The organism is Providencia sp. PROV272, assembly GCF_049901975.1.
GTDB classification, from domain to species: domain Bacteria; phylum Pseudomonadota; class Gammaproteobacteria; order Enterobacterales; family Enterobacteriaceae; genus Providencia; species Providencia stuartii.
In genome coordinates, this window is record NZ_CP096291.1 from 631,696 (window position 1) to 643,711 (window position 12,016).

Below are 12,016 nucleotides of genomic sequence, written 5' to 3' on the forward strand. Positions count from 1 at the left end.
CGCATCCAATCAGATGTGGGCTTTTTTTTGGTGTTAAATCAGGAGAGAAATACCATGCGTGTGCTTAAATTTGGCGGTACTTCGGTTGCAAATGACGAACGAGTACTGAATGTTGCTGACATCGCTGAAAGTAAATTGGCCGATGGGCAAGTGGCGTTGGTGCTATCTGCACCAGCAAAAATCACTAACCATTTGGTCGCAATGATTGATAAAACGGTTGCAGGTCAGGATGTCATCACGCATGTGAATGATGCAGAAATGATTTTTGCGAACTTATTAAAAGGATTAAAAGAAAAACAACCCGGTTTTGATTACGATAGACTGAAAAAACTCACTGAACAAGAATTCGCACAGATCAAACAAGTACTGCATGGTATTACTCTTCTAGGCCAATGCCCTGATAGCATTAACGCCTCAATTATTTGCCGTGGTGAAAAACTCTCTATTGCCATTATGGAGTCTGTGCTAACAGCACGCGGGCACAAAGTCACGGTGATTAATCCTGTCGAAAATTTATTAGCCGTCGGTCATTATCTTGAGTCCACTGTTGATATTAATGAGTCAACTAAACGTATTAAGGAATTAAACATCCCTAAAGACCACTTTGTATTAATGGCGGGTTTTACTGCGGGGAATGATAAAGGCGAATTGGTCGTATTAGGGCGTAACGGCTCCGATTATTCCGCGGCAGTATTAGCGGCTTGTTTACGTGCTGAATGCTGCGAAATTTGGACCGATGTGGATGGGGTATATACTTGTGACCCACGTTTAGTGCCTGATGCACGCCTATTAAAAGGGATGTCCTATCAAGAGGCGATGGAGTTATCCTACTTTGGTGCAAAAGTACTGCACCCGCGCACCATAGCACCAATCGCACAATTCCAAATTCCTTGCCTTATCAAAAACACCACTAACCTCAGTGCTCCGGGTACATTGATCGGGGATGGACAAACAGATGACAGCACCCCTGTTAAAGGGATCACCAACCTGAATAACATGGCGATGATCAACGTTTCAGGCCCCGGCATGAAAGGAATGGTTGGTATGGCCGCACGTATCTTCTCTGTGATGTCACGTAAGGGGATCTCGGTTGTACTTATTACGCAGTCATCATCGGAATACAGCATTAGCTTCTGTGTGCCTCAAGGGGAATTAGTACGTGCACGTGCTGCCTTGGAAGAAGAATTCTATTTAGAATTAAAAGATGGCGTCTTAGACCCTCTTGATGTCATGGAGCAGTTAGCCATTATTTCGGTCGTTGGCGACGGCATGCGTACTCTAAAAGGGATTTCAGCGCGTTTCTTCTCGGCATTAACACGCGGTAATATCAATATCGTGGCGATTGCCCAAGGTTCGTCTGAACGTTCAATTTCGGCAGTCATTGCCAATGAAGCAGCAACCACGGCGGTTCGTTTATGCCATCAAATGCTATTCAATGCAGAGCAAGTCATTGAAGCCTTCATTATCGGTGTGGGTGGGGTAGGAAACGCACTGATTGAGCAAATCCATCGTCAACAGCAATGGCTGAAACAAAAGCATATCGATTTACGCGTTTGTGGGATCGCCAACTCACGAGCAATGTTGACGAATATGCAAGGCATCTCTCTTGATAATTGGAAAGAAGAGTTGGCGCAAGCGACCGAGCCGTTTAGCCTGAGCCGCTTGATCAGATTGGAGCGTGAATATCACTTCCTCAATCCAGTGATCATCGATTGTACTTCTAACCAAGAAATTGCCCAGCAGTATGTCAGTTTCTTAAAAGACGGCTTTAACGTTGTGACACCTAACAAAAAAGCTAACACCTTATCAATGGAGTATTACCGCCAATTACGCTCCGCGTGTGAAGTATCAAAACGTAAGTTCCTTTATGACACTAACGTTGGTGCGGGTTTGCCTGTGATTGAAAACTTACAGAATCTCCTGAATGCGGGTGATGAGCTAGTTCACTTTAGCGGTATTCTTTCTGGATCACTCTCCTTTATTTTTGGCAAACTCGACGAAGGGATGTCTTTATCTGAAGCGACGGCTCTAGCTAAAGAGAAAGGGTTTACCGAGCCAGATCCTCGCGATGATTTGTCAGGCATGGATGTCGCACGTAAGCTGTTGATCCTCGCGCGTGAAGCCGGTTATGAATTAGAGCTAGAAGATATTGAAATCGAACCCGTATTACCTGCGGAGTTTGATAGCAGTGGCGATGTGACTGAATTTATGGCTCGCTTACCGCAACTTGATCAACCGTTTGCAGAGCGTATAAAAGCAGCAGAAGCAGAAGAAAAAGTGTTACGCTATGTCGGATTGATAGAAGAAGGACGCTGCCAAGTGAAAATCGTTGCGGTTGATGGCAATGATCCGCTCTTCAAGGTCAAAAATGGCGAAAACGCATTGGCTTTCTATACGCGCTATTACCAGCCAATTCCTTTAGTACTCAGGGGCTATGGAGCAGGTAATGATGTTACCGCAGCCGGCGTATTTGCAGATATGTTGCGTACTCTATCATGGAAATTGGGAGTCTAATAAGTGATTAAAGTTTATGCGCCCGCTTCAATTGGTAATGTTAGTGTCGGGTTTGATGTATTAGGCGCGGCGGTATCGCCAGCAGATGGAACGCTGTTAGGGGATTGTGTCACTGTTGAAGCGGCTGAGAGCTTTTCTTTGACGAATAAAGGCCGCTTTGTCGCAAAATTACCGAAAAAAAATGAACATAATATTGTTTACCAATGTTGGGAACTGTTTTGCGAACGCTTTGGTAAACCGCTTAATGTTGCGATGACTCTCGAAAAAAACATGCCTATTGGTTCAGGGCTTGGCTCCAGTGCATGTTCTGTTGTTGCGGCACTGATGGCACTGAATGAGTTTGCCGGTCAGCCTTTTGATGAGACCACGTTATTAAGTATGATGGGGGAGCTAGAAGGGCGTATTTCAGGCAGTGTACATTACGATAATGTGGCTCCTTGTTACCTTGGTGGCTTACAACTGATTATTGAGCAAAACGGAATTATTTCTCAACCTGTTCCCGCTTTCGAGAATTGGTATTGGGTGATGGCGTATCCGGGGATCAAGGTTTCTACCGCGGAAGCGCGAGCTATTTTGCCAAATAGTTATCCGCGCCATGATATTGTTAATCATGGGCGTTATTTATCGGGCTTTATCCATGCTTGCCATACAGGCCAACCAAAGCTTGCTGCGACTATGATCCAAGATGTCGTAGCTGAACCTTATCGAACACAGCTACTTCCTGGGTTTGCCGAGGCGCGTAAGAATGCTTATGAAATTGGTGCACTTGCATGTGGTATTTCTGGTTCTGGGCCGACACTATTTGCCATTTGTGATGATAAACAAATCGCTGAAAAAATGGCCGATTATCTACAACAACATTATGTTCAAAATGATGAAGGCTTTGTGCATATCTGCCGTTTGGATCTCACAGGGGCAAGGACAATAGGGTAAACAATGAAACTGTATAACTTGAAAGATAATAGAGAGCAAGTGAGCTTCGCACAGGCAGTAAAACAGGGATTGGGCAAACAACAAGGTCTATTCTTCCCGCAAGATTTGCCAGAGTTTAGCGCTGCTGAAATTGATGAGCTACTAAAACTGGATTTTGTCACTCGTAGTAGCCGTATTTTAACGGCATTTATTGGTGATGAGATCCCTGAAGCTGAGCTGGCGGCTCGCGTCAAAGAAGCTTTTGCATTCCCTGCTCCTGTTACTCAAGTTGAGCAAGATGTAGCGACACTAGAGCTATACCATGGTCCAACACTCGCCTTTAAAGACTTTGGTGGCCGTTTTATGGCTCAAGCACTTGCCCAAGTTGCTGGTGACCAGCCTGTGACTATTTTAACTGCAACCTCTGGGGATACAGGGGCGGCGGTTGCACATGCATTTTACCGTTTAAATAATGTGCAAGTGGTTATTCTCTATCCAGAAGGTAAGATCAGCCCACTACAAGAAAAGCTCTTTTGTACCCTAGGTGAAAACATTCACACGGTTGCAATCAAAGATGACTTTGATGCCTGCCAAGCCTTGGTCAAACAATCTTTTGATGATGAGGCGCTGAAAAAAGCATTGCATTTAAACTCAGCGAACTCAATCAACATTAGCCGTTTGTTAGCACAAATTTGTTACTACTTTGAAGCGGTTGCTCAAATCCCTGCTGAGAAACGTGAGCAACTCGTTATTTCTGTTCCAAGTGGTAATTTTGGTGATTTAACTGCGGGCTTACTTGCTAAATCACTGGGCTTACCGATTAAACGCTTTATTGCTGCAACTAACGTCAATGATACGGTTCCTCGTTACCTTGAAGGTGGGGAGTGGAAACCACATCAAACCGTTGCGACTTTATCGAATGCGATGGATGTGAGCCAACCTAATAACTGGCCGCGTATTGAGGAGCTATTCCGTCGTAAAGGGTGGTCTCTGAAAGAGCTTGGTTATGGAGCGGTGACCGATGAGGTGACTAAAGAAACGGTGCGTGAGTTAGATAAAAAAGGGTATGTATCTGAGCCGCACGCAGCTGTCGCTTACCGTGTTTTACGCGATCAATTACAAGATGGTGAGTATGGTTTGTTCTTAGGAACGGCGCATCCTGCTAAGTTTAAAGAGAGTGTAGAGGCGATTTTGAATAAACAACTTCCTCTACCAGAAGCTTTAGCTGAGCGTGCTGAGCTACCTCTGCTATCACACTTTTTGCCGTCGGATTTTGCGAAGCTAAGGGCTTTCTTAATGGAACGTGCACCTAAATAGCGATTTCTGGATCCATGAAACGGAAGCGATATGCTTCCGTTTCTATTTATCGTAATGATAATAGTTCATTGATTCAAATATTGATGACACGATGAGATCACGAAAGTCGGTATAGTAGAGGACTAGTGCGTAGAGCGATTTGAACTTGCACCATCTAGGCCGTTTCTGCCACCATTTGGTCCACCAAGACCTCCTTTACCCCCTTTTCCTCCTTCTGGGCCTGCATCTCCACCGTTTCCGCCATTGCCACTTCCTGAACCATGACCGCCGTTACCACCGTTGCCACCATGACCCCCATTCCCCCCGTTTCCGCCGTGACCATTTCCTGTACCATTACCGCCATTACCTCCGTTACCGTAGCCGTCACCATTACCGCCTCGGCCCCCGTTCCCGCCATTGATTCCGCCACTACCGCCATTACCACCATTACCGTTACTGCCGGGCTGTGCATGGCCCCCATCTCCTCCATTACCATTATTGAGTCCATTGCCCCCATTACCGCCGTTGGCACCATTACCTCCATTTCCACCATGATTCACATAAAAGATATTGTGCTCACTCGAAATCGCATGTGGTGGCGTTGTGCTGTGTAGTGGATTGTTGTAACTGAGTGAATGGCTTGATATTGCGGGAGTTAAGAAAAATAGCGTGCTGATAGTGAGAAGCCATTTTCGTTGCATAGTTTCCTCCGACCCCCCTCCATTTAGAAGGGGGGAATAATCATATAAGATTACGAGTTAATTACCGACCATTACCACCGTTGCCGCCATTGCCACCGTTACCACCATTGCCGCCGTTACCCCCGTTTCCGCCATGACCACCGTTACCACCATTGCCAAAGTATTGGCCCGATACTGAGGTCGGATCCATTAGCATATCAAGGAGTTGATATTGAGGAAGAGAAGCGAAAGATAATGCAGGGGTAAACAGAGAAGCGATAAGGATATGTTTTATTTTCATATAATATTCTCTTGGTTAAATGAATTAAACAAACTGCTATTTCAGTTTATTTGTTCATTTTTATTTATCAATAAAAGTGGGCTTTTAGAATGTGTTGTATTTAAAATATCCTGATTTATAAGAGATTATTTATTTAAACGGTGAATTAACTTAATATATTCCTTTAAATAATATTAAATTAATTTATTGACCTGCGATCAGCAAAAAAGAAGCCACGAGACAGTTAATCACTGTTTTTGTGTTGAGGGGAAGTTGGTATGGCGCTGCCACTTCATACTCGGAATACAAAGGAGCAGCGGATAAGCGCTAAATGGCGTCTTCTAAGATAAGTTCAATGGTTTTTAGCTCTTCAGGTGTAAATTCGCGGTTTGCCATCATACCGAGAGCGTCATCAATTTGGCTAACTCGACTTGCACCAATGAGCACAGAGGTGATCCTATCATGGCGTAATACCCAGGCTAGGGACATTTGGCTCAATTTTTGGCCTCTTTGCAAAGCAAGTTCATTCAGTTTTTTCACCCGAGCGAGTACCGCGGAGGTTAGCCTTTCTGGGGGAAGAGAAGGGTTGCTTGCCGCCCTTGAATCGGCAGGAATACCGTTTAAGTAACGGTCGGTAAGTATGCCACCTGCAAGCGGCGAATAAGCTATGGAGCCGACGCCTTCATCTTCAAGCACATCAAGTAATTCATCTTCTGGATCACGGACTAACATGGAATATCTAGGTTGATGGATTAGGCAAGGCGTACCTAATTGGTTAAGGATCTCAATCGCTTCTTTTGCAAGCTCGGCAGGATAGTTAGAGATCCCAACATACAGAGCTTTACCTTGGCGTACGATCAGATCAAGGGCGCCCATTGTTTCCTCAAGAGGAGTATCAGGATCTGGGCGATGGTGATAAAAAATATCAACATAATCTAGACCCATGCGTTTTAGGCTTTGATTAAGGCTGGCAATTAAATATTTTTTACTGCCCCAATCACCATAAGGGCCATCCCACATGGTAAAGCCAGCTTTTGATGAAATGATCATTTCATCTCGGTAAGGTAAAAAATCTTGTTGGAGTATTCGTCCAAATAGGCTTTCTGCTGCGCCCGGCGGAGGACCATAATTATTGGCGAGATCAAAGTGGGTGATCCCATGGTCAAAAGCATACCTTAACATGGCTCGGCAGTTATCCGGGGATTTGTTGTCACCAAAATTGTGCCAAAGACCTAAAGAGATTAGTGGGAGCCTTAACCCGCTGCGACCACATAGGCGATATTCCATATCCGTGTAACGATCAGTATTTGCAATATAAGGCATACTTCACCTCCAAATAGTTGGCAGAGACCTAAACGATACTGACACAAATGTCATTTTCGCTATGGTGAATCAATGCTAATTTTTAACCAAAATACAAATTTTTAGTAAATATGTGATGGAGGATAAAAAAGAGACAATATTGCCGAGTCGTGAGTTAGGTGATCACACTAGCGACCACCTTATTTAAGGGATTAATGTTGTTCAGGACGGGTAAAGACCAGCTCATTTCCTTTGGATTGGCTCTCATCGAATTGGTAACCTTCAAGGTTAAAATCAGCCAATTGATCTGTTTTGGTTAGCTTATTTTGAATAATAAAGCGGCTCATCAAACCACGTGCTTTTTTAGCATAGAAACTGATCACTTTATATTTGCCATTTTTTTCGTCAAGGAAGACCGGTTTTATGATGACACCATCTAATTTTTGGCTATTAACGGCTTTAAAATATTCATCTGAGGCAAGGTTGACTAATACATGATCGCCTTGATCCGCAAGCGCTTTGTTGAGCTTGTCGGTGATGATATTGCCCCAAAATTCATACAAATCTTTGCCTCGAGGGTTTTTTAGGCGCGTTCCCATTTCGAGGCGGTAAGGCTGCATTAAATCGAGAGGGCGTAATAAGCCATATAGCCCTGATAAGATACGCAAATGCTGCTGGGCAAACTCAAAGTCCTGTGCAGAAAATGTTTCAGCTTGCATACCTGTATACACATCCCCTTTAAATGCAAGAATAGCTTGGCGTGCATTTTCAGGCGTGAAATCCGCATGCCACTCACCAAAACGTGCAGCATTGAGGCCAGCCAGTTTATCGCTAATTTTCATTAAGCTTGAGATGTCTGCTGGAGATAGTTTGCGGCAAACCTCAATCAGTTGCTGTGACTCATTCAGTAAATCAGGTTGTGTGAAAGAGTGTGTTGCGAGCGGGCTTTCATAATCTAATGTTTTGGCTGGTGAGATTGTGATGAGCATAGCAAGATCCCTATAATAAAATGACGACGACCACTTTAACAAAAATTGCCATTAAATAGCTAATCGGTGAGATAAGTAAAAACAATTTTTCTATTTTGTCGTACGGCGGATTCAAGTCCGAAGTGCAACGCTAAGCCGCCTTTCTTAGCTCCGCAAACACCACCGAAGGTTGTCTGAACCCCAGACACTTGCGTGGCCTGCTGTTCAACGCTCCCTGATAGCGTTGTAAGTCTTCTTCTGTCACTGTCCGCAGGTCTGTTCCTTTCGGGATAAACTGTCTTAACAACCCATTCGTATTCTCGTTCAGCCCACGCTCATGCGAGGCATACGGATGGGCAAAGTACGTATCTGCGTTCAGTGCTTCTGCTATCGCCTTGTGCTCACTAAACTCTAGACCGTTATCGAACGTTATTGTGTGACATACATCCTGATACTCACTCAGCAGTGAGATAATGGCCTTACTGACTTCCACCGCATCCTTTGAAAACACCTTTTTTGTCAGGTAAATACGGCTTTTGCGTTCTGCCAGTGTCACGATAGCACCAGTGCCCTGTTTACCCTGCACCAAATCGGCCTCCCAGTCCCCCAGACGGCTACGGTCATCGACGACTGACGGCCGTAGCTCAATGGATACCGCATCAGGGATGCGCCCTCGTTTCTGCCCGTAGCCCTTACGATATCGCCGTTTGCCCTGCCTAAGATGCCTGTACAACTCGCCACCGCTACGCTTATCCGCATAGATATACTGGTAAATCCATTCATGGCTGACGCTAAGACCAATAATGCTGCCAATTGCACTTATTTGCTCAGGACTCCACTTCCACTCCAGAGCAAATATCACGAAATCTATGGTCTGCTGAGGAATTGTCCTTTTGGCAGATGACAGCCGCCTATCACAGCACTTCTGGTGTGCCTGTTGTGGGTTATAACCAGTATCTGAAGTGTTACGCCTCAGTTCACGGGAGACCGTGGACTTGCTTACACCGATACGGATACCTATCTCATGGCAGGATAAATTATCCTCACGCAGTATCGATATCTGGTATCGTTGTCCTTCGGTTAGTTGCTGATACTTCATACTTACTCGCTCATCTTTGGTCGGAAGAGCAGGATAGCTTATCAGTAGCTAACCGTCCTTCCATCTAACATGACCGAGCGTTGCACTTATTATCTGAATTCGCGTACTGTGATTATGCTTATTCGAAGCTAAAAGGATTCAGTTTTAATTTAAATTGCGAAAACGATTGCATATCAATTAGTTGCTATAGAATAGTTTTAGTCGCTTGCAGCAACTTGGATGCGTGATATTATCATTGTACGGTGCGGCGTTTGCCTCAATTCCTTTATAACAACGAGATTAAAGAAATGACCGATAAATTAACCTCCTTACGTAGTCTGACCACCGTTGTTGCTGATACTGGCGATATTGAAGCGATGAAGCTTTATAAACCACAAGATGCGACAACTAACCCATCTTTGATTCTAAATGCAGCACAAATTCCTGAATATCGTAAACTGATTGACGAAGCGGTCGAGTGGGCCCGTAAACAAAGCAGTCATCGTGAACAGCAGGTTGTTGATGCTTGTGACAAATTGGCAGTCAACATCGGTTTGGAAATTCTAAAACTGGTTCCAGGCCGTGTTTCAACGGAAGTTGACGCACGTCTGTCTTATGATGAAGAAGCGTGTATCGCTAAAGCGCGTCGTCTGATTAAGCTGTACAACGAAGCGGGTATCAGCAATGACCGTATTCTGATTAAATTGGCTTCAACTTGGCAAGGCATCCGTGCAGCTGAGAAATTAGAAAAAGAAGGCATCAACTGTAACTTAACCCTACTTTTCTCTTTTGCACAAGCTCGTGCATGTGCGGAAGCAGGTGTTTATCTGATTTCACCATTCGTTGGTCGTATTCTTGACTGGTACAAAGCGAATACCGATAAAAAAGAGTATGCACCGCAAGAAGATCCAGGTGTTATTTCTGTGACTGAGATCTATAACTACTACAAAACCCATGGTTACAAAACCGTCGTTATGGGCGCAAGTTTCCGCAATGTTGGTGAGATTTTGGAACTGGCGGGTTGTGATCGCCTAACGATTTCACCTGCACTGTTAAAAGAACTCTCTGAAGCGCAAGGCGAAGTTGTTCGTAAATTAACTGACTCTGGTAAGACAAAAGAGCCAGAAGCTAAACTGACTGAATCTCAGTTCTATTGGCAGCATAACCAAGATCCGATGGCAGTAGATAAACTGGCTGAAGGTATCCGCAAATTTGCTATTGACCAAGAAAAACTGGAAAAAATGATCGCAGAGCTACTGTAATTTCTGCCTTCACTTTTTATGAGAACCCAGTGTCTTCACTGGGTTTTTTGCATTTTGGATCAGTGAGTACCAAATACAAAAGAGCCCCTGATAAGCAACCTGAATATTATTTAACTAAATGAAATCATTGACGACGCGGCTAATGCTGAACAGCCTACATTCCTTCATGTATTTTCACTAAGCAATATCGCGATACTTAGCACTGAAACCTTATATTTCCCATGATATGATAACCTACGTATTAATGCGCGTGATTTGCGGGGGCTGCCCGCAATGAGCACTTTTTATTGGTTATTTATTGAGGTTTGTATGGATGAATTGCGCATAGGTTTGGTTTCAGTTTCTGACCGTGCTTCAAGTGGTATTTATGAAGATAAAGGGCTCCCATCCTTAGAAGCATGGCTTGCGAAAGCGCTGACAACACCTTTTCGTATTGAAACTCGCCTGATCCCTGATGAGCAAATCATGATAGAACAAACATTATGTGAGCTAGTGGATGAGTTTGCCTGCCATTTAGTACTGACAACTGGTGGTACAGGCCCCGCACGTCGTGATGTCACGCCAGATGCAACATTAGCGATTGCCGATCGCGAGATGCCTGGTTTTGGTGAACAAATGCGTCAAATTAGTTTAAAATTTGTGCCAACGGCCATTCTTTCTCGCCAAGTGGGGGCGATACGCAATCAAGCATTAATCCTCAACTTACCGGGTCAACCTAAAGCCATTGCAGAAACACTGGAAGGGTTAAAGGATGCGGAAGGGAATGTCATCGTCTCTGGGATTTTTGCTAGTGTGCCTTACTGTATTCAACTGCTCGATGGGCCTTATGTCGAAACGGATCCGAGTGTTGTGAAGGCATTTAGGCCAAAGTCGGCGATCCGCTCTTAAATCATGATTATTAAGTCAGGTGAGGTTCACTCACCTGACTTGCTTACGACGACGATTAACAGCGCTGCCCTATTGGTAAAACAGTTTTGCCATATTGCTCATTCAACACTTCAGCCATTGCTAAGTAGAATGCACTTGCGCCACAAACAATCCCTTCAAAGCCTGCGATCGTTAAAATAGTGCTATTGCCTGTTAAATTACCGATGGCTAACAATGCAAACAGTATGGTTAAGCTGCCAAAAACAAATTGCAAAACAAAATTGGCTTTTAATGTTCCAAGGAACATAAAGAAGGTGAAGACTCCCCAAATCAGTAAGTAAACCCCTAAAAATGCAGGTCCGGTTGGCTCTGCTAAGCCCAGCGTGGGCAAAAATAATAGGCCAACTAACGTTAACCAAAACATCCCGTATGAGCTAAAGGCTGTTGCGCCAAACGTATTTCCTTTCTTATATTCAATAAGTCCGGCTATCACCTGAGCAATACCACCATAAAAAATCCCCATGCTCAAAATCACTGATGAGAGAGGGAAAAAACCTGCATTATGGAGATTGAGCAGAATTGTAGTCATACCAAAGCCCAATAAACCAAGTGGACCCGGATTAGCAATAGAGCTGGATTGCATATAACCTCTGGTGAAAAATGATTAAAATTCAAAAAGATATAAAATTTTTTGCCAGCTTGTTTAGGTTGGCGGCGAATCATACGCAGTTTTTTTGCTGAAACAATGATCGAAAGACAGGTTTTTTTGCAAAAAATATGAAATTTTTTTAAGTCATCCCCTTGATGAATGAATTTACGACCCCATCTTTAAAGCATCACTCGTTATCAGTCGAATA

11 protein-coding genes and 1 other annotated feature (1 of these 12 cut by a window edge) are annotated in these 12,016 nt (G+C 44.1%); of the genes, 5 read left to right on the plus strand and 6 right to left on the minus strand.

The genetic code is table 11. The features are described 5' to 3' along the window. Positions 1-30 (plus strand) — a sequence feature (Thr leader region); it begins 92 nt to the left of the window's first position. A gap of 24 nt (positions 31-54) precedes the next feature. From thrA to thrC, 3 genes are read left to right on the plus strand one after another with little or no spacing between them, the layout of a single operon-like run. Continuing rightward, positions 55-2,514 carry a bifunctional aspartate kinase/homoserine dehydrogenase I gene (thrA, locus tag M1E93_RS02755; RefSeq protein ID WP_014656818.1) on the plus strand — a complete coding sequence of 820 codons (2,460 nt, stop codon included), beginning with the start codon at positions 55-57 and terminating at the stop codon, positions 2,512-2,514. Between the two features lie 3 nt (positions 2,515-2,517). Continuing rightward, on the plus strand, positions 2,518-3,447 hold the full coding sequence (thrB, locus tag M1E93_RS02760; RefSeq protein ID WP_004926720.1) for a homoserine kinase: 930 nt from the start codon (positions 2,518-2,520) through the stop codon (positions 3,445-3,447). Positions 3,448-3,450: 3 nt separating this feature from the next. Continuing rightward, positions 3,451-4,743 (plus strand): threonine synthase, encoded by a 1,293-nt coding sequence (gene thrC / locus M1E93_RS02765; protein ID WP_169342129.1) that lies wholly within the window; start codon positions 3,451-3,453, stop codon positions 4,741-4,743. Between the two features lie 122 nt (positions 4,744-4,865). Here the strand turns inward: thrC and M1E93_RS02770 are convergent, their stop codons facing one another. The 5 genes from M1E93_RS02770 to M1E93_RS02790 all read right to left on the minus strand — a co-directional run bounded on the left by M1E93_RS02770 (position 4,866) and on the right by M1E93_RS02790 (position 9,051). After that, positions 4,866-5,423: a hypothetical protein gene (locus M1E93_RS02770; protein WP_004926724.1), complete on the minus strand. Its 558-nt coding sequence runs from the start codon at positions 5,421-5,423 to the stop codon at positions 4,866-4,868. 61 nt (positions 5,424-5,484) lie between these two features. Then, positions 5,485-5,703 (minus strand): hypothetical protein, encoded by a 219-nt coding sequence (locus M1E93_RS02775; RefSeq protein WP_004926727.1) that lies wholly within the window; start codon positions 5,701-5,703, stop codon positions 5,485-5,487. 306 nt (positions 5,704-6,009) lie between these two features. Continuing rightward, a complete protein-coding gene (locus M1E93_RS02780) occupies positions 6,010-7,005 on the minus strand; it encodes an aldo/keto reductase (protein WP_004926737.1) in 996 nt (331 codons plus the stop codon). Positions 7,006-7,196: 191 nt separating this feature from the next. Further along, positions 7,197-7,973: a peroxide stress protein YaaA gene (gene yaaA, locus M1E93_RS02785; protein WP_104873006.1), complete on the minus strand. Its 777-nt coding sequence runs from the start codon at positions 7,971-7,973 to the stop codon at positions 7,197-7,199. A 130-nt stretch (positions 7,974-8,103) separates the two neighbouring features. Continuing rightward, positions 8,104-9,051 carry an IS30 family transposase gene (locus M1E93_RS02790; RefSeq protein WP_140035165.1) on the minus strand — a complete coding sequence of 316 codons (948 nt, stop codon included), beginning with the start codon at positions 9,049-9,051 and terminating at the stop codon, positions 8,104-8,106. Positions 9,052-9,338: 287 nt separating this feature from the next. Here M1E93_RS02790 and tal point away from each other — a divergent pair, with 287 nt between their 5' ends. Then, complete coding sequence (gene tal / locus M1E93_RS02795; protein WP_014656817.1) at positions 9,339-10,292, plus strand: transaldolase; 954 nt, start codon at positions 9,339-9,341, stop codon at positions 10,290-10,292. A gap of 309 nt (positions 10,293-10,601) precedes the next feature. Further along, positions 10,602-11,180: a molybdopterin adenylyltransferase gene (gene mog, locus M1E93_RS02800; protein ID WP_004926746.1), complete on the plus strand. Its 579-nt coding sequence runs from the start codon at positions 10,602-10,604 to the stop codon at positions 11,178-11,180. A 55-nt stretch (positions 11,181-11,235) separates the two neighbouring features. Here mog and satP read toward each other — a convergent pair whose 3' ends face one another. Further along, a complete protein-coding gene (satP, locus tag M1E93_RS02805; RefSeq protein ID WP_104873005.1) occupies positions 11,236-11,802 on the minus strand; it encodes an acetate uptake transporter in 567 nt (188 codons plus the stop codon). Between the last annotated feature and the right edge of the window lie 214 nt (positions 11,803-12,016).

What these genes read in the sequence shown, in the direction of transcription:
- thrC (WP_169342129.1), top strand. Translation starts at nt 3,451, where the DNA reads ATGAAACTGTATAACTTGAAAGATAATAGAGAGCAAGTGAGCTTCGCA.
- M1E93_RS02775 (WP_004926727.1), bottom strand. Translation starts at nt 5,703, where the DNA reads ATGAAAATAAAACATATCCTTATCGCTTCTCTGTTTACCCCTGCATTA.
- M1E93_RS02790 (WP_140035165.1), bottom strand. Translation starts at nt 9,051, where the DNA reads ATGAAGTATCAGCAACTAACCGAAGGACAACGATACCAGATATCGATA.
- M1E93_RS02780 (WP_004926737.1), bottom strand. Translation starts at nt 7,005, where the DNA reads ATGCCTTATATTGCAAATACTGATCGTTACACGGATATGGAATATCGC.
- yaaA (WP_104873006.1), bottom strand. Translation starts at nt 7,973, where the DNA reads ATGCTCATCACAATCTCACCAGCCAAAACATTAGATTATGAAAGCCCG.
- mog (WP_004926746.1), top strand. Translation starts at nt 10,602, where the DNA reads ATGGATGAATTGCGCATAGGTTTGGTTTCAGTTTCTGACCGTGCTTCA.
- thrA (WP_014656818.1), top strand. Translation starts at nt 55, where the DNA reads ATGCGTGTGCTTAAATTTGGCGGTACTTCGGTTGCAAATGACGAACGA.
- satP (WP_104873005.1), bottom strand. Translation starts at nt 11,802, where the DNA reads ATGCAATCCAGCTCTATTGCTAATCCGGGTCCACTTGGTTTATTGGGC.
- tal (WP_014656817.1), top strand. Translation starts at nt 9,339, where the DNA reads ATGACCGATAAATTAACCTCCTTACGTAGTCTGACCACCGTTGTTGCT.
- M1E93_RS02770 (WP_004926724.1), bottom strand. Translation starts at nt 5,423, where the DNA reads ATGCAACGAAAATGGCTTCTCACTATCAGCACGCTATTTTTCTTAACT.